Here is a 17,964-nt window from a genome sequence, read left to right on the forward strand (position 1 = left end):
GCCGCGCCAAAGCGAAACAGGTTACGCTATCATACCCTGGAGGTATAGAACAGTATGTCCGAAGAAAGAACTTTTACCACGCGAGTGGGCGCGCATGACGTTCACGTTGCCACGGGCCGGTTGGCTCCGCAGGCGGGGGGGGCCATTACCCTGACGATTGGGGATTCCATGCTGCTGGCGACGGCGACGATGTCGCGCTTTGCCCGCGAAGGACTGGATTTTTTCCCGCTTTCGGTTGATTTTGAGGAGAAGATGTACGCTGCCGGCAAAATTCCGGGCAGCTTCTTCCGTCGTGAGGGCAGACCTACGACCGAGGCCATCCTCACAGCGCGCCTCACGGACCGCCCCCTGCGCCCGCTTTTCCCCAAGAACATGCGCAACGAAGTCCAGGTCATTGTTACCACGCTTTCCTCTGACAGCGTGCACCACCTCGACATCATGTCCGTCAACGCCGCCAGCATGGCCCTGACGATTTCCGACATCCCCTGGAATGGTCCGGTGGGCGCGGTGCGCGTGGCGCGTATTGATGACCAGTTTGTCGTCAATCCCACGATTCAGGAAATGGCAAACAGCACGCTTGACCTGCGAATTGCCGGCACGCGTGATGCCATCATCATGGTAGAAGCCGGAGCGAAGGAAGTCCCCGAATCGCTGCTGGTGGAAGCACTGGCCTTTGGGCACGACGCTCTCCAGCCGTTGATTAATCTGCAACTGGAGATGCAACAGGCCGTTGGCAAACCCAAAGCCACGCCCATAACGGACGACACCGATCCGGAACTGGCAAAGGCCGTCGCGGACCGCCTCGGTAGCCGCGTGCGCGATCTGGTGCGCGAATATGAAGATCGCCATGAGCGCAATGAAGAAATGGATGAGATCCGCGAGGATACCGTCAACAGTTTCCTTGCCGAAGATGAAACGCTGGACCCGCGTCTTATTCGTGGCGTCATTGCCGATGAGCTGAAATACGCCGTGCGCGACCGCATTCTCTACGAAGGCATTCGCCCCGATGGACGTAACTACATTACCATTCGCCCGCTCTCGTCCGCGGTCGGCCTTAGCCCGCGCGCGCATGGGTCTGGTCTGTTTAAGCGGGGTGAAACCCAGGTACTCTCCATTGTGGCATTGGGCACGCCGCGCGAGGCGCAAAAACTGGACGGTTTGTACCCGGAAGACACGCGCCGCTTCATTCATCATTACAACTTCCCACCCTTTTCCACCGGCGAGACGTGGCCCTTGCGTGGCCCCAAACGGCGCGAGATTGGGCATGGGGCGCTGGCGCAGACGGCGCTGGAGCCGGTAATTCCGTCGGAAGAGTCCTTCCCGTACACGATTCGCGTGGTTTCGGAAGTGTTATCGTCGAATGGCAGTACGAGCCAGGCGAGCGTCTGCGCCGCCAGTCTGGCGCTGATGGATTGTGGTGTGCCTGTTAAACGTCCGGTGGCGGGCGTGGCGATGGGCCTGGTGACGGACGGGACCAAGTACGCGATTCTCACGGATATTCAGGGCGTGGAGGATCATCTGGGCGACATGGACTTCAAAGTTGCCGGCACTTCTCAGGGCGTCACGGCGCTGCAAATGGACATCAAGATCAGCGGTATCTCCAAAGAAATGATGGCCGAAGCGCTGGAGCAGGCGCGCCAGGGCCGCATGACTATCCTGGACTCCATGACGGCTACGTTGGCCGGGCCGCGCTCCGAGTTGAGCAAGTGGGCCCCGCGCATGGAAAGCATCAAGATCGACCCCAGCAAGATTGGCGCCGTCATCGGAAAGGGTGGGGCGACCATTCGTAGCCTGGAAGAAAACTATGATGTTTCCATTGACATTCAGGACGACGGAACCATTTACATTGCCGGCGTTGATGGTCTCAAGACAGATGAAGCCATTGATTACATCAACACCCTTACGCGCGGCCCAGAGCTGGGGCAAATCTACACGGGCAAGGTCGTGCGTATCGAGAGCTTTGGCGCGTTCGTCGAACTGCTGCCGGGGACAGACGGGATGGTCCACATCTCCCAACTGGCTTCGCAGCGGCTGGAACGTGTCGAGGACGCCGTGAAGTTGGGTGACGAAGTGATGGTGATGGTCACGGACGTTGACGAAAGCTCAGGAAAGATACGGCTCTCGCGCCAGGCCGTCCTCGAAGGTTGGACGCTGGAAGAAGCGCGTGACCGCGACATGCCAGGTGGCGGCAAACGCCCCAACGGCAGCGGTGGTCGCGGTGGTCGCAGCAGCGGTGGAGAACGCGGCGGACGGGGCGGCAGTCGTCCTCGTCGCGGCGGTGATCGCCGCGGCTAGTCGCCGCACCATGACAGTGCATGTAGTCGCCCCAGTCACCCGCGTGGCTGGGGCGTTTTTTGTGTCGAGACAGAGCGAGGTGGCGTGGCGTGTCTTTTTGCACCTTTTTTGCGTCAACTTGCCTGCACACAGCACGCGCCGGCTTTGGTATAATTTGCAAGAAGAAGTTTCTGGTTGCCACTGAGGAAATACAATATGAAAGGGAACCAAAAAGCAAAACAGCAAGAGCAGGACGGATTGCCTGATTTTGGCCCTTCGCCGCCGTGGAGTAGTCGCGGTAAACGGGCGGTTGCTTCTGGCCTGATCATTGTCCTGCTGCTGTTTATTTACCAGCTTCGCGGCGTCTTGCTACCCGTGATCATGGCTGTGGTGGTGGCGTACGTGGTCTTGCCAATCGTCAATTTGCTGCATCAGCGCACACGCCTGAACCGCAACCTTTCCATCGCCATTGTGTATCTCCTTTTTTTGGCGATTTTGCTGGCGATCCCCATCACCGCGATCCCATCCATCATCAATCAGGCGAATGCACTGATAGAACGCACCCCAGAATATCTGCAGAGCGCGGGCGAGTTTCTCAGCCGCCCCATTCACATTGCCGGCTTCACGATTCCCCTGGATCAGTATCCGGTATTGGACCAGATTTACGTTAACCTGGCGGATAACCTGGTGCAGATTGCCCAATCGATAGGGCGGGAATCGGTGAATGTCTTGGGCAACGTGGCCGGAGCCACGCTTTCGACCATCGCCTGGATTATTATCGTGCTGGTGTTGTCCTTCTATATGGTGAAGGATTTTCGGCAGCTTTTCGACTCGGCGGTGCATTTGATTCCGCAGCCGTATCAGGCGGATATGTACCGCCTGGGGTATGAGATCAGCGTGACGTGGAATGCGTTTCTGCGCGGACAGCTTCTGCTGTGCCTGGTGGTGGGGATTGCCACGTTTTGCGTGGCGCTGCTGGCCGGGCTGCCGAATGCGCTGGTGTTGGCGATTATTGCCGGCATTGCCGAATTCGTACCCAATCTTGGACCCACGCTGGCCGCTATCCCCGCCGTCCTGGTCGCCCTCTTCCAGAGCCACGGAAGCTGGCTGGGGGCCAATATGTCGCCACTGCTGTACGCGGCCATCATTTTGGGGCTGTATATCCTTATTCAACAGGTCGAGAACATCGTCCTGGTTCCCCGCATCATTGGTCGTAGCCTGAATCTGCACCCGTTTGTCGTTTTCCTGGGTGCGATCATCGGCGCCAACGTGGCCGGCATCCTGGGTATCCTCCTGGCCGCGCCCATCCTGGCCACGATGCGGCTGCTGCTGATTTATATGTTCCGCAAAATCTCCGATTTACCCCCTTTTCCCTTGAGCGAGCCGGCCGGGCGGCCACAATCCGAACCGGAGCCTGTGCCGGCATTATCCGCCGATACACCCGCTGGCGGCACATTAGGGGAGCAGGGATGAACGACCTGAACATTCGCCTGGCTTGCCTGGCGGACGAGGCCGCCGTGCGTGAACTCTCCTCCCACATTTGGGAGGGAGAAGATTACATCCCGGAAACCTTCGCCGATTGGGTAGCGGACCCCGTGGGGCGGTTCTATCTGGTGTTGGACGGGACGCGATTGGCGGGCTTTGGCAAATTGAGCCGCCTGACCGCGGGCGAGTGGTGGCTGGAGGGGCTGCGCGTGCATCCCGATTTTCGTGGGCGGGGCGTGGCGCGTGTGCTGCACGATTATGCCGTCGCGCTGGCCGACGAAATTGGCGCGGGCGTGCTGCGTTTTGCCACGGCTTCCACGAATCAGGCGACGCATCATCTGGCGACGTCTACCGGGTTTGCGCTGGTTTCTCGTTATTTGCTGGCGCGAGGGCCGGCGCTGCCGGCATTTTCGCCGCCACCGCTGCAAAGGGTCAAAATTGCGGAGACGGCCGCCGCGGCGGCATGGCTGGCGCAAACGGATGTGCGCCAGTGGACGGCGGATTTGTATGAGGATGGTTGGCAGTGGTTTTCGCTGCTGCCGGCATTGCCCCGACTGGTCGCGGCGGAAAGAGTATATTGGTGGAGGGGAAATGCCGGCATGACCATCACCGACACCACCCACGACCCCGAAGAACCGGAACGCGCCTGGATGAACCTGGCCGTTACCCGGCACGAAGCCGACATGCCCGCCCTGCTCGCCGATCTGCGCCGCCTCACCGCCCGCCTGGGCAAAGAAACCATGCACGGCAAACCCCCGGCCACGCCCCTCATGCACGAGTGGCTGGATGCCGCTGGCTGGTCACTCAGTGATGACATCGAAATGTTCGTGTTCGCCCGTCCTCTCCCAAACGCGGCGGCCACAACCTCAACTTCAGGAGTGTAAAATGGACCATGATCACAACGACGATACGTTAGCCCAGACTGACAACTTCATTGTCTGGCGCAGCCAGGAAGATGGCGATACTTTTTATCATGTTGAATTGGGCGGCATTACCCTCCATTTCCTGGGCGATGAGTGGGACGAGTTTATCGTCCTTATGCGGGAAGCCAGCGCCTCCAAACGACCCGCGAACAAGCGTTAGGCCCGCTGTCCGCGACAAAATCGGTAGCCATAGGTAGCACGCCGCCGGATTGGCGTTTGCATGGATAATCCGCCCGGCGCGACAGACTGTTGTTCTCGTGTGTCGCGCCGGCAAACGCTGCCGGCAGAATGCCAGGAGAGGAGCACCCTATTGTGTCTGAAAATGAAACCACACCGGCATATGTCCCCATGATCCGCGACCTGCCGGCGGAAGAACGACCGCGCGAGCGGCTCATGCACGCCGGCGCGCGTGCGGTCTCTTCGGCGGAACTGCTGGCCATCATCTTACGCACCGGCGTGGATGGCGAAAACGTGCTGCGGCTGGCGGAACGGCTGTTGGCGCAAATGAATGGCCTGCCCGGCCTGGCGCAGGCCACCGTGGCCGAAATCACGCAGGTGAAGGGTATTGGTCCGGCCAAAGCGGTGCAGATCAAGGCCGCCCTGGAGATGGGCCGCCGCCTGATGGCCGCCGCGCCGCAAGAGCGTCCTCGCGTGACTTCCCCCGGCGACGCCGCCAATTTGCTGATGTCGGAGATGACTTTTCTGGAGCAGGAGCATCTGCGCGTGATTTTGCTGAACACGCGCAACCACGTGCTGCGAATTGTCACGGTCTATATTGGCAGCCTGAACACATCCGTGGTGCGTATTGGGGAGCTATTTCGCCCGGCCATCAAAGAAAACGCCGCCGCCATCATCGTAGCGCACAATCACCCATCGGGCGACCCCACGCCTTCACCGGAGGACGTGCGCGTCACGCGGGAGATGGTGAAGGCGGGGAAGCTGTTGAGTATCGATGTGCTGGATCACATCGTTATTGGGCGGCAGCGGTTTGTGTCGTTAAAGGAAAGGGGGTTGGGCTTCGACAACTGACGGCGCGATGCCCTGATGCGCCAGGGCATCGCGCCGATGGTGACGTTATTTGGGGAGTTCGGAGCGGCGCAGCTTGATGGGGGCGGAGGCTTTGCGCACGCGCATGTTGACCAGCTCAACGGCAAAGGAGAAGGCCATCGCAAAATAGGCGTAATTTTTCAGGTGGAGTTCGTGCGCCAGTTCGGGGGACCAGCCTTCAATGACCAGCAACGTGCCGATGAGGATGAGGAAGGAGAGGGCCAGTATCTTCATGGTGGGGTGGGCTTCCACAAAATGGCTGACGGTTCCGGCAAACGTCATCATGATGATGGCGGCAATGAGGATGGCCGGAATCATGACGGCCAGGTTGCCGGAGATGCCCACCGCCGTGATAACGGAGTCGAGGGAGAAGACCACATCTATGATCATGATTTGCGCCACGACGCCCCAAAGGGAGACGGCTTGGCGGGCGGTGGTCGCCGGTTCTTCCAGCGATTCCAGTTTCTCGTGGATTTCGTAGGTGCTTTTGCCGATGAGGAAAGCGCCGCCCACGAGCAGGATCAGGTCGCGCCCGCTGAAGCCTTTGTCGGCAATTGCAAACAAATCCGCTGTCAGTCCCATCACCCAGGTTATGCTCAGCAGCAGCAAAATGCGCGTGACCACGGCCATGCCGATTCCTATTTGGCGGGCGCGTCCTTGCTCCGGTGCCGGCAATTTGCCGGCAATAATGGCAATGAAAATCACATTATCAATGCCCAAAACAATCTCCAGCGCCGTCAGCGTCAGCAGCGCCACCAGGTTTTGTGCGGTAAATAAATCGGACATGGTTTCCTCGGAAGATGGTTGATAGTTTTGATTGGTTCATGCTCCAAAAAAGAACCAATCTTAGGGAGAGTTGCCGGTCGTTTGCAAAACAAGGTCAGTACGGTAAACCGGGTTGGGGGTTGTGCCGCCGGACGGCTCAGCCGGGCAAATCACGCGGCTGCCAGAGCGCCAGCAGTTGGCCGATTGTCTCCTCGTTCACGTCCGCCCAATGGTCAATGGGCAGCGCCACATGCGCCACTGCCGCCGTGGGCATCTGCTCCCAGGCTTCCGTCAACTGTCCGACCAGTTCCGCAATGCCCGGATTATGCCCGACCATCATCACCCGCTGCACGGCGTCTGGAACCGCCGCCAGCAGCGCCAGATAATCCTCCGGGTCGCCGTGGTAGAGGGTACGGAACACCTGGATCTCCTTCTCGTAGCCGCAGGCCAGGGCCACGGCCTCCGCCGTCGCCAGCGCCCGCTCCGCCGAGGAGGAGATTATCAGGTCTGGAACCAGTTCTTGTTGGGCCAGCCATTGCCCCATGCGCGGGGCATTCACCTGGCCCCGTTTGTTTAGCGGGCGGTCGTAGTCGGATAGGTGGGCGTTGTCCCAACTGGATTTTGCGTGACGCATTAGAAGCAGGTTTTTCATGTGGCAGGACTCCAATGACGAGACGTCGCTTCGAGTGTCGCGGGCGTGAGGTCCGGGGCGGCCAGTTCGGGGGAGGTAACGCACATGCCGGCAGCCGCCGCGCCCAGGCGCAGGCTGTGCTGGAGGGTGTGGCCGTGGGCGATGCCGTAGTAGGTTCCCGCGAAGAAGGCATCCCCGGCTCCGTTGGTGTCCACCAGGCTCGTGACCGGCATGGCGGCGGTTTCCACCCATTCGCCGGTGGCGGTGAGGGCGGTGGCGCCTTGCTTGCCGTGGGTGCAGACGACAAGCTGCTTGCCCTGGGCGATTAGGCGCTGCATGAAGTCACGATAGGCCGGCATATTGGCGGAACTCATGAAGATGTAGTCGGCGGCGTTGATGAAGGCGTGGTGGTAGGGGTTCTGGCCGTCGTAGTCGTGGATGTCGCACCAGAGGGGTTTGTGGTGGGCGCGGATGAGGGGGATGAAATGCCGGCAATAATTCGTGATATTCAGCACCACATGATCGCGCGCGGCCACCAACCCATCCACTTCATCCAGGTCCAGCGGCGGCTCAAATGTGCCATCGGCAATGAAGATGGAAATACGCTCGCCCGCTTCGTCCATCAAGTTCACGTGGCGGCGTGTGCCGCCGGGGTCCAGCCCGGCGCAAAAGCGCACGCCCTGCTGCCGGAAGAATGTCTGCGCCTGTTCTCCCGCCGCGTCGTCCCCAATGAGGGCGTAGAGGGTCACGTTCAGCCCCAGCTTGTGCAGGTTGAGGGCCTTGCCCGCGCCGGAGGAGCCGACTGTTTCGTGGTAGCCGTGGCTAAAAATGGTTTGCGCGCGTGGTTGGGGAAATGCCGGCACATAAATCATCATATTGTAAGAAACGCCACCGAGGACGAGTACGCGTTGCATGATGTTCGCCGCCTCTCATGATTCCAAGACGCGCCAGCCACGCGCCAGCGCCGTCTCGCGCAGCGTCTCGTCAGGGTAGACGGCTACAGGGTGGCGGCTCATGGACAGCATAGGGATATCCCGCTTTGTATCGCCATAGGCGGCCTCGATCAGGCCATCGTCCGCGGCAAACGCCCGCAGTCGCGCGACCTTGCGCTCCCCTACATTCAGCCCGTCGCGGATTTCGCCGGTGAAGGTGTCGCCATCAAAGACGATGGATGTACCCATCGCCTCCATTTGCCCCAACTGGCGCACGAAAACATCCAGAATCGGTTCAAAAAGACCAGAAATGATGATGACGCGGCAGCCGCTTTGCTGGTAGCGGCGTAGTTCCGTTACCACGGCCTGCCGCCGCTGCGGCCAAAGTTCATTGGCGACCACCCATTCCGCCATGTCTTGGAACGCGGCCCGGCTAAATCCTCGGTAAAGGCGCAGGAGTTCGGTGAGCCACTGTTCTTTGAAGGCGCGTTCGTCAACCAGCCGCAGGCGATAGCGCAGCAGTTGTGGCAGGCGGGGCCAAAAAAAGGCGCGGTAGCGGCGGGCGTAGCCATGCGTGGTCAGATAGTTGCGCATGGCTCGCCAGATAATGCCGGCAGTTAACGTCCCCTCTAGATCAGAAGCCACCGCCGGCCCCGCTCCACCAGCCTGCTCAGCCATTCTGTTGCATCCGCGCCCACGTATCGCGCAGCCCTACCGTGCGATTAAACACCGGATTGCCCGGTGTACTGTCCGAATCGACCACAAAGTACCCCTGCCGCATAAACTGGAAACGGCTGCCCACTTCCGCCGCCGCCAGCGCCGGCTCCACCATCGCCGGATTAATCACCACCAGCGAATCAGGATTCAGGTTTACCGTAAAATCCTCGTCTTCGAGCGTCTCTTCGGGAAACTCGCGCAAGAAAAGGTGATCGTAGAGGCGTACTTCCACGGGAACCGCGTGCGCCGCCGATACCCAATGAATCGTGCCGCGCACCTTGCGTCCGTCCGACGTGGAACCGCCCCGCGACTCTGGATCGTAAGTGCAGCGTAGCTCCACCACATCCCCGGTTTCCTCATCCTTCACCACGCCGACACACGTGATGTAATACCCCTGGTTCAGGCGCACTTCTCGGCCTGGCGCGAGGCGGTAGTATTTGCGCGGCGGGTCTTCCATGAAGTCATCTCGTTCAATGTACAGCGTGCGCGAAAAGGGAACCAGCCGTGTGCCCATTGTCGGGTCCTGGGGATGATTGGCAACCTCCATCTGTTCCACCAGGTCTTCGGGATAGTTCTCGATCACCACGCGCAGGGGATTGAGGACGGTCATGGCGCGTGGCGCGGTCCGGTTTAGCTCGTCGCGGATGAAGAATTCCAACATGGCAATATCCGCCACGCTGTTGCTCTTGGACACACCCGTGCGTTCCGCGAATGTGCGGATGGCCACTGGCGGGTAGCCGCGACGACGCATCCCAGAGAGGGTGGGCATGCGCGGGTCATCCCAACCGCGTACGTACCCTTCGCCAACGAGTTTCCGCAGTTTGCGTTTGCTCATCACGGTGTAATTGATGTTGAGGCGGGCGAATTCAATCTGCTGTGGGTGGTAGATGCCTAACTGATCAATGAACCAGTCGTAGAGGGGGCGGTGGTCCTCGAACTCCAGCGTGCAGATGGAGTGGGTGATCCTCTCGATGGAATCGCACTGCCCGTGCGCCCAATCGTACATCGGGTAGATGCACCATTTGTCGCCGGTGCGGTGGTGGGATTCGTGCAGGATGCGGTACATGACCGGGTCGCGCATGTTCAGGTTGGGCGAACTCATGTCAATTTTGGCTCGCAGCACGCGCGCGCCATTGGGAAACTCGCCGGCGCGCATCCGCTCAAACAGGTCCAGGTTTTCGGCGACGGAGCGGTCACGGTAGGGGCTGTTGCGCCCCGGTTCCGTGAGCGTGCCCCGATAAGCGCGAATCTCCTCCGCGCTGAGGTCGTCCACGTACGCTTTGCCGGCCTTGATCAACTGCACGGCAAAATCATACAACTGGTCGAAATAGTCCGAGGCGAAAAAGAGGCGATCTTCCCAATCGAAGCCCAGCCAGCGGATGTCCTCGATGATGGCGTCCACGAATTCCTGCTCTTCTTTGGTGGGATTGGTGTCGTCGAAGCGCAGATTGTAAAGGCCGCCAAACTCCTCGGCGATGCCAAAGTTCAGGCAGATGGACTTGGCGTGGCCGATGTGCAGGTAGCCGTTTGGTTCTGGGGGAAAGCGGGTGTGGACGCGCCCGTCATACTTGCCCGTGGCGTTGTCGTCAACAATCATGTTGCGAATAAAATCGCTGGAAATCGTCGCTGCCTTGTCAGAGTTGTTGTCGTTGCTATTCATGGTGCTATTTGCGTCTCAGTTTATGTCGCATCGTGCGACAGTCCGTTCGTTGCGGTAGGGTGGGTACTCTGCCCGTTATGTTACCAGTAGAGGGGGGCAAGTGACAAACATTGTCCGATTTCTTCAAGGAATGGACACGGCTGGCAGTAGCAGTGGCGCGCCTAATGGTTCGCCTGTGGCTTGATTATAGAGGCCGACGCGAATCTGGTAGTGGCCGGCGGGGAGTTCCGTCAGGGGCAGGGTGTGTTCATCGGGGATGATGTCGCCGGTTTGCCAGCAGGTGGTGGGCAGGCGGCCTGCCTGGGGCATCACGTCTTGTTGCCGGGCGATGTTGCCTTGCGCGTTCAGGAGGTGGAGGAAAACGGTGTAGGCCGTTTGTGGCTGGCTATGTGCTTGCCAGTAGAGGGTGAGGTTGAGCGCGTCGTCCGTTTGCAGGTCGTAGCCGCGCAAGGTGATGTCCGGGCCAAAATCGGCCTGGAGGGGATGGGAGCCGGGGGGAGGGGCGGCGAGGGTGGCGTGTGGTGTGGGTGGAGGCCATTCGAGGGGGTTGACTTGCCAGCGTAGACCCATGGCCCAGGTGAGGCAAAGAAGGCTGAGGAGGAGCCAGCGGCGGGTGTGGTTGGTTTGGGGGCGGGCGGCGGCGAGGAGGGGGGGGATGCCGGCAATGATCAACCAAATCCGCCCCACTTCCGCCCGAATCTGCCCGGTGAGATTGAAGCCCAGCAGCGTTACCCAAAACGCCAATGCCAGCGGCAGCCAGGCGCGTCGTTTCCCCGGCGTGGGCCACGGCGCTGCCAGCCAGATCAGTGGCAGTCCCACAAACAGGGCGAAATCCACCAGATTCCAGCCCAGCCATAGGCCATAACCGCGGCGCAGATCGTTGCGTGCGGGCGCGGCGGCGTGGTAAATCGCCAGCGGCGACACGCCAAACCGCAGACCATACGCCGCCCATATGACCGCGCTGCCCAGGCCCAATGCCAGCCCATGAAGGAGGAGGAATCGCCGCCAGCGGGGCGATTTGATGGTTGCCCACCATGATTGTGCCGCGCTCTCGGTGGTGGTTTCCTGGTGATTCGACCAGGCGGCGAAGAACAGCAGGAACAGTCCCGCCAGCAATCCGGCCATGCCCGTCACCAGGCTGAAGAATGTTTCCAGGGAAAGGATCATGCCGGCAAAAAACGTCCAGACAACACGGCGGCGGCGCACTCCCGTATCCAGCAAATAGAGCGCCAGCAGCGTGAGCATGAGGTAAACGGTGTCGAAGTTGGGCGTGAAGAGGAAGCGTCCGGGGAGGATGGCCGTCAAGCCCGCCGCCAGCCAGCCCGCCGCCGCGCCCCAGCGCCGCGCCGCCAGGCCATAGGCGGGCCACAAAGCCAGCGCGGACAACAGGGGCGTGAGGACGCCGACGACGACTGCGCTGCTGAGGGCGACGTTCGATTGCGCCGCCAGCCAGAGGTCGCCGCAGCGGATGCCGCGCGCCCACGCGCCCAGTTGTTGCGCGAGGGTGGGGGATTTTGCTAAAGCCTGCTGCACGCCCCAGATGAAGAGGACGATGCCGGGTGGTTTGCTGCGTGGGTGCGGGTCGGCGGTGAAGGTGGGCATGCGCCATGGATAGTCGCGCAGGGCGGCGTCGATGGGGCCGAGTTCCTGGGCGGCGGTCCAGTAGCCGCTGACCTGGTTGGAGACGACGTATTCGTATTGCAGGGCCAGGGGGTTGGCGCGAAAGAGGCCGAGGTAGGCGGTTTGCAGGAGGGTAATGAGGAGGAAGAGGCCGGAGAGGGCGAGCCAGGCGCGCGCGCGCGTGGGGTGGTTGGCGAGCCAACGTCCCAGCCCCCACCAACCGAGGCCAAACAGGGCGGCGACGGCGGTGAAGCGCAGCAGGCGGTCGGCGGGGACCGGGTCTGCGAGCCACCAATGCCATTCCGCGGGTCCGCGTAATGCCGGCATCCAATCTCCCAGCACCACGCCTGCCAGCAAAAACCCCAACAGGCACGCCCACCAGACCCATCGTTCATTCCTCATCATGGCGCGATTCTACTGGACTCCACGAGCAAAGAAAAGCCACCCGCGGACCATGATCTGTTTTTTGGCGACTGGTATGACTTTCAGTACAATGAACCAGTTTGCCCTTTACCTTGCGCTCACGCAAACAGCAATCTGGCAACCCTTAGCCAGTCCCGTTCGCGGCCTTCCGTGGGACTCGTTTCAGGCTGCGTCGGCAGCCGTCGGCGGGAGCGCCAACACCCAAAAAACTGGAGATCAAACAAAAAGTTATGTCCACAGGAAAATTGCACCACGCTGCGAAACTTTCCTCCCTTCTACTTCTCATTTTACTCCTCAGTGGCGCGTTCTGGGTGCGACAGGCGCGCTCCGAAGTGCGTAACTTCGAGTTCGTCAGCATTGGCAACGGCGGTGTTGCCGCCAATGGCGACTCCTTCTCGCCTACGCTTTCCTACGACGGGCGCTACATTGCCTTCATGTCCTGGGATACGGGCTGGTTCCCGGAAGACGGCAACAACGCCTTGTGTTTGCCGGCCATCAACTGCATGGACATCTTCATGCGTGACCGGGTAACGGGCGAAACGCGCAAAGTGACTTTTGCCTATGATGGCGGCATGACTACCGACGACAGCGGCGAACCCAGCATCAGTTTCGATGGCAGCCGCCTCATTTACACCTCCTACGCCACCAACATCGTCCCCAACGACTCCAACCGCGAGGAATTTATCCGCGACGGCAACGATGTCTTCCTGTACGAATGGGGGAGCAACACGAATGTGCGCATCAGCGTGGACGTGTTCGGCCAGCAGGTGATTGGCAACAGCTTTGGCGGTGTCATTTCCGGCAACGGTCGGTACGCCTATTTTGTTTCCGAAGCGCCCAACCTCATTCCCGGTATTTCGCCCGACCCGACCAGTTGCAGCGACCCCATCCTCGTGGGCATTCACTGCGGCCTCATTTATCGCAAAGACCTGGACACCGGCGCGCTGGAAGTTCTGGACAATGACGCCTACGATGGCCTCCCCTCCAACGGTGTTCACGTCATGGGTAACGTCGATTACAGTGGTCGCTACCTCGTCTTCTACTCCTACGCCACCAATCTGGCTCCGGGGGCGCTGGGCGGCGGCGAATTCTACAACGTCTACCTCTACGATCACCAAACGGACAGCTTTACGTTGGTGAGCAAGAACCCCAACGGCGGCGGCGGTGGCAATGCGGACAGCGGGCAGACGCGCATCAGCCCTGATGGGAAATACATCATCTTCAAATCGGACGCCACCAATCTCGTCGCCGGTGACACCAACGACCAGCCCGACGCTTTCCTTTACGAGGTGGCAACGGGGCAAATTCGCCGCGTCAATATGACGCAGAGCGGTGATCAGACCAATGGCCTTTCGCGCGAGCTGTCCATTTGTGAGGGCGGGCGCATTGTCACTTTTAGCACGGACGCGAACAACGTGATCCCCAATGACACCAACGGCGTGCGCGACATCTTCTTCTATGACATGGTCAGCGACCAGGTGCGCGTCGTCAGTCAGGCTCCTGGCGGGCAGCTAGGCGATCTGGCTTCGCACAAGGCGGTGGTTTCCCCTGACTGCCACGGCATGGCGATTTCCTCGGAAGCGACCAACTTCATTCCCGGCGACGGCAACGGGAAACGGGACATCTTCTGGGCGGAGATTGTGCGTCCGGCCACGTTCCTGGCCTCCACGCTCACGGCGCCACCTTCCGCCGTGCCGGGCGAGACGATCAAGTACAAATTGCATGTGGTCAACAGCGGTGATGAGGCGGGCGCGGCGACGGTTTATGTGCCCATTCCTGCCGGTGCGACGTATGTTGCCGGCAGCGTGTCGTTGGGCGGCAGCTACAATGCGGCGCAGAATCGCATCGAATGGAGCGGTAGTCTGGATGGCGGCCTCAGCCTGACCATCTCCTACGACGTAGTGATAGACCCCGGATTGACGGCGTTTACGTTGGTGCGCAGCAGCGGCAGCGTCACCAGTGGCTCCGTCACGGGCAACGTCAGCAACACGGTTGCCGTGAATGCGACGAATTGGACTTTTCTGCCTGTGTCGGCGCAGTCAAGCGTTGTTTATCCTTGATGGATTTGTACTCGAGTGGTGAAATCCACTGATGGTGATTGGAGTCGAGGCTTTAGCCGGGTCAACCCTTATATCTGGGCCGGCTGAAGCTTCCACGCCAAAAACGCCAGAGTCCAGTTGCGTAAACGATTACATAAACGATTGCCTAAGGGTGTGTTTCATTTCAATTGACTGTTGCTTGCTGTAGGACAATTCGCTGAATTGTCCTCCGCCGTGAAGGGACAATTTAGGCAAATTGTCCTACGGCGCGGGCAGCCTGAGCAACCCATTTGAAACACACCCATTGCCTAAACCATTGCGAACCATTCGCCAGTTTGCCCATTCGCGCTCACTGCGCCAGGGAATGGTGCTCATCTTGGGCACAACCCTGGCCTACGGCCTCGACTACCTCTTTAACCTTGTCGCCGGGCGCATCCTCGCACCGCCCCAGTTCGGCACCCTTGTCGCCCTGGCGGGGGCCGGTCAGGTGCTGGTCGTGGCCTCCCGCGTCATCCAGACCGTCATCACCCGCTACGTCACCGAATTCCAGTCCGGGCCAGATGGCGCGACGCGCACCGCCGCCTTCTTTCGCCGCATCTTTCCCGCCGCCTGGGCGTGGGGCGGGGGCGTCACGGTGCTGTTGCTGCTATTGAGCGTACCATTTGCCCGTTTCCTGCGCACCGACGACGTACCCGCCGTGATGGCCCTGGTGATTGCCGCCGTGTTGATGGCCGTGCGCCCGGTGGTGGGGGGCGTGCTGCAAGGGACACAGCGATTTGCCGCTCTGGGCAGCGTGCAGATTGTGCAGGCGGGGCTGCGTCTGGTGGCGGGCGTTCTCTTGATGCTGGCGGGGTGGGGCGCGTTTGGGGCGATGGCGGCGCTGCCGGTTGCCAGCGGCGCGGCGCTGCTGTTTGGCCTGTGGCTGCTGGGCAAGGATGTGTGGCGACCCACGCCGGGCGCGCGTCATCAGGTGGCTTTCGCGGATCTGCTGCGCTACGGTTCCTACGCCGGCGCGGGCTTGATCGGGTACGCACTGCTGGCGAATATGGATGCGATCCTGGCGCGGCGCTTCTTTACGCCGGAGATGGCCGGCAATTATGGCGCGGCGGTGACGCTGGGGAAGGTGGTGCAGTTCTTCCCGCTGGCGATTGTGATGATCTTGTTCCCGAAGGCGGCGCAACGACGGGCGGAAAAACGGGATCCTGCCGGCATTCTCCTCCCGGCGATGTTGATTGTGGGCTTGCTCTGCGGCGGCGTGGCCCTCGTCTACTTTCTCTTTCCCGACGCCATCGTGCGCCTCACCCTCGGCAGCGAATATCAGGTGTCCGGGTTGCTTTTGGGGCTGCTGGGCGTGGCGATGACGCTGCTCTCCCTGGCGAATGTGTGGCTCAACTACTTCCTCTCGCTCAACCTGACCGGGTATGTGTACCTGGTGTGGGTGGCGATTGTGCTGCAGGCGGTGTTGATGGCGTTGTTTCATGGCGCGTTGTGGCATTTGCCGGCCATTGCCACCGGAACGGGGTTGTGGTTGACGCTGGCCGGGGGCGTGATGTTCTGGCGGGCGCGGCGGCGGGGGTTGGCGGGGATGGGGGACTGACGTGCATCCCAAGTTGCTCACTTTTCGCTATAAGTTGTTTCGTTATCGGGCGGTGGAGCGGGCGTTAGTTGCCGGCATTGGCGCGGGACGACTGCTGGACATTGGCTGTGGCGATGGCGAAAATCTGTTGCGTTTTGCCGGCCTGCCCGCCCGCCGCGTGGGCTTGGAGGTTTCCGGGCCGCGGCTGCGCCAGGCGCGCGCCCACGGCCTGGACGTGCTGCAAGCGACGGGCACGCGGCTACCCTTCCCGGACGCCGCCTTCGACATGATTTACGTGGCGCACGTGCTGCACCACGTCGCCGACTACCCCGCCGTCCTCGCGGAAATTCGCCGCTGCCTGGCCCCCGGCGGCGTGTTGTTCCTGGTGGAAACCGTCACCGACCACCCGCTGCTGCGCCTGGCGCGCCGCCTATATCCCGTCTGGCGCGGTGACGCGGTGGAGGCCGACTGGCGCTACGCGGACCTGGTGCAAATACTGGAGCGGGCCGGCTTCCAGGTGCGGCAAAGCGGGCGCTACAATCTGCTGTTCTTCCTCTGGGAGATGTTCCCCCTTGCCTTTTGGCCGCTGGAAATCTTCACGCCCATCTTCGTTTACCTGGACCTGCTGCTGGCGAAATTCCTCTCCCGCTATGCCGTACACTGCTATTTTGTCGCGGCGGTCAGCTAAAGAAAAGTCTGCATAGACAATAGACGGGTTGCAAGACGGATTGAAATCAGTATGATTGAGCCGAATTTAGGACTTGCGTTCCATAAAATGAGGAAATCATCATGACTTTACCCCTTTTCAGTGGCCCGGTAGAGGTTTCCGCGAAGTATGACGAAAGTGCGGACGTGGTCTTGTTTGGCGGCGACGTCAACGCATTTGTTGATACACTCCCCGCCGACTCCGTCAAACTCATTGTCACCTCACCGCCCTATAATCTGGGCAAGGCTTATGAGGATCGCGTTTCTATTGAGGCTTATCTCGACAAACAAGCGGAGACGATTGAGAAACTCTACCACGTATTGCATCCGCGAGGGAGCATTTGCTGGCAGGTCGGAAATTTCGTGGAGGATGGGGAAGTGTTCCCCCTGGACATTTACTACTATCCGATCTTTAAGCGTCTTGGGCTATACCTGCGCAACCGCATCGTCTGGCACTTTGGGCATGGCCTGCATACGAGCAAGCGGTTTTCGGGCCGTTATGAAACGATCCTCTGGTTCACAAAAGGGAAGGCGTATACGTTTAACCTCGACCCGGTGCGCGTGCCGTCCAAGTATCCGGGGAAACGGCATTATAAGGGGCGAAATAAGGGGAAGCCTTCCGGAAATCCCAAAGGGAAGAACCCGTCTGATGTCTGGCAAGGTTTGGCCGCGGAATGGGAGGGAGGGTTTTGGGAGATACCCAATGTGAAATCCAATCATCCTGAGAAAACGGTCCACCCGTGCCAGTTTCCGGTGGAATTGGTGGAACGGTGTGTGTTGGCGCTGACGGATGAGGGTGACTGGGTTTTTGACCCCTACGCCGGAGTGGGTTCGGCACTAATTGCGGCGATTAAGCAGGGGCGCAAGGCCATGGGAAGTGGAAAGGAACCGGCGTATGCGGAGATTGCCAGGGAACGAATTGCCGCTTACTACGGTGGCGCGTTGCGGTTGCGACCGATGGGGAAGCCGGTACACAAACCTTCCGGGAATGAAAAAGTGGCGCAGATTCCACCGGAATGGGATGCGGGCGAACAGCAGTGGCTTTTCGAGAAGAAGGAGTGGTATCAGTGAGAATTGGCGGTATCTATTCTTTCAAAGGCGGTAGGGAGACAATTGAAGCCCATTTCGCCGGGGAATTGCAAGAGATTGAGCAAACTATTGCTGATC

The 17,964-nt window shown here is 60.3% G+C and carries 15 protein-coding genes; 9 read left to right on the forward strand and 6 right to left on the reverse strand.

The features are described 5' to 3' along the window. Nucleotides 1–54 precede the first annotated feature (54 nt). From H6650_06935 to radC, 5 genes are all read left to right on the forward strand, one after another. The gene (locus H6650_06935; GenBank protein MCB8951732.1) at nucleotides 55–2,295 is read left to right on the forward strand and encodes a polyribonucleotide nucleotidyltransferase; all 2,241 of its coding nucleotides are present in this window, start codon (nucleotides 55–57) and stop codon (nucleotides 2,293–2,295) included. Between the two features lie 195 nt (nucleotides 2,296–2,490). Beyond that, nucleotides 2,491–3,747 carry an AI-2E family transporter gene (locus tag H6650_06940; GenBank protein ID MCB8951733.1) on the forward strand — a complete coding sequence of 419 codons (1,257 nt, stop codon included), beginning with the start codon at nucleotides 2,491–2,493 and terminating at the stop codon, nucleotides 3,745–3,747. Continuing rightward, nucleotides 3,744–4,643: a GNAT family N-acetyltransferase gene (locus H6650_06945; GenBank protein MCB8951734.1), complete on the forward strand. Its 900-nt coding sequence runs from the start codon at nucleotides 3,744–3,746 to the stop codon at nucleotides 4,641–4,643. The genes H6650_06940 and H6650_06945 overlap by 4 nt, the downstream gene beginning before the upstream one ends. Nucleotide 4,644: 1 nt before the next feature. Continuing rightward, a complete protein-coding gene (locus H6650_06950) occupies nucleotides 4,645–4,842 on the forward strand; it encodes a hypothetical protein (GenBank protein ID MCB8951735.1) in 198 nt (65 codons plus the stop codon). A 188-nt stretch (nucleotides 4,843–5,030) separates the two neighbouring features. After that, complete coding sequence (gene radC / locus H6650_06955) at nucleotides 5,031–5,711, forward strand: DNA repair protein RadC (protein ID MCB8951736.1); 681 nt, start codon at nucleotides 5,031–5,033, stop codon at nucleotides 5,709–5,711. 45 nt (nucleotides 5,712–5,756) lie between these two features. Here the strand turns inward: radC and H6650_06960 are convergent, their stop codons facing one another. The 6 genes from H6650_06960 to H6650_06985 all read right to left on the reverse strand — a co-directional run bounded on the left by H6650_06960 (nucleotide 5,757) and on the right by H6650_06985 (nucleotide 12,459). Further along, the gene (locus H6650_06960; protein MCB8951737.1) at nucleotides 5,757–6,515 is read right to left on the reverse strand and encodes a TerC family protein; all 759 of its coding nucleotides are present in this window, start codon (nucleotides 6,513–6,515) and stop codon (nucleotides 5,757–5,759) included. A 136-nt stretch (nucleotides 6,516–6,651) separates the two neighbouring features. Further along, nucleotides 6,652–7,146, reverse strand: a complete 495-nt coding sequence (locus H6650_06965) for a histidine phosphatase family protein (GenBank protein ID MCB8951738.1) — start codon at nucleotides 7,144–7,146, stop codon at nucleotides 6,652–6,654. Continuing rightward, nucleotides 7,143–8,039: a carbohydrate kinase family protein gene (locus H6650_06970; protein ID MCB8951739.1), complete on the reverse strand. Its 897-nt coding sequence runs from the start codon at nucleotides 8,037–8,039 to the stop codon at nucleotides 7,143–7,145. The genes H6650_06965 and H6650_06970 overlap by 4 nt, the downstream gene beginning before the upstream one ends. 15 nt (nucleotides 8,040–8,054) lie before the next feature. Then, a complete protein-coding gene (locus H6650_06975; GenBank protein MCB8951740.1) occupies nucleotides 8,055–8,735 on the reverse strand; it encodes an HAD-IB family phosphatase in 681 nt (226 codons plus the stop codon). Beyond that, nucleotides 8,728–10,434 (reverse strand): glutamine--tRNA ligase/YqeY domain fusion protein, encoded by a 1,707-nt coding sequence (locus H6650_06980; protein ID MCB8951741.1) that lies wholly within the window; start codon nucleotides 10,432–10,434, stop codon nucleotides 8,728–8,730. Before H6650_06980 ends, H6650_06975 begins: the two co-directional genes overlap by 8 nt. 123 nt (nucleotides 10,435–10,557) lie before the next feature. Further along, a complete protein-coding gene (locus H6650_06985) occupies nucleotides 10,558–12,459 on the reverse strand; it encodes a hypothetical protein (GenBank protein MCB8951742.1) in 1,902 nt (633 codons plus the stop codon). A gap of 248 nt (nucleotides 12,460–12,707) precedes the next feature. Here H6650_06985 and H6650_06990 point away from each other — a divergent pair, with 248 nt between their 5' ends. The 4 genes from H6650_06990 to H6650_07005 all read left to right on the forward strand — a co-directional run bounded on the left by H6650_06990 (nucleotide 12,708) and on the right by H6650_07005 (nucleotide 17,868). Next, nucleotides 12,708–14,537: a PD40 domain-containing protein gene (locus H6650_06990; protein ID MCB8951743.1), complete on the forward strand. Its 1,830-nt coding sequence runs from the start codon at nucleotides 12,708–12,710 to the stop codon at nucleotides 14,535–14,537. Nucleotides 14,538–14,820: 283 nt separating this feature from the next. Continuing rightward, nucleotides 14,821–16,113, forward strand: coding sequence for an oligosaccharide flippase family protein (locus H6650_06995; protein MCB8951744.1), 1,293 nt, complete (start codon nucleotides 14,821–14,823; stop codon nucleotides 16,111–16,113). Between the two features lies 1 nt (nucleotide 16,114). After that, nucleotides 16,115–16,780: a class I SAM-dependent methyltransferase gene (locus H6650_07000; GenBank protein ID MCB8951745.1), complete on the forward strand. Its 666-nt coding sequence runs from the start codon at nucleotides 16,115–16,117 to the stop codon at nucleotides 16,778–16,780. 101 nt (nucleotides 16,781–16,881) lie between these two features. Continuing rightward, complete coding sequence (locus H6650_07005) at nucleotides 16,882–17,868, forward strand: site-specific DNA-methyltransferase (protein ID MCB8951746.1); 987 nt, start codon at nucleotides 16,882–16,884, stop codon at nucleotides 17,866–17,868. Nucleotides 17,869–17,964 lie beyond the last annotated feature (96 nt).

Source organism: Ardenticatenales bacterium (genome assembly GCA_020634515.1).
Lineage (GTDB): Bacteria > Chloroflexota > Anaerolineae > Promineifilales > Promineifilaceae > JAGVTM01.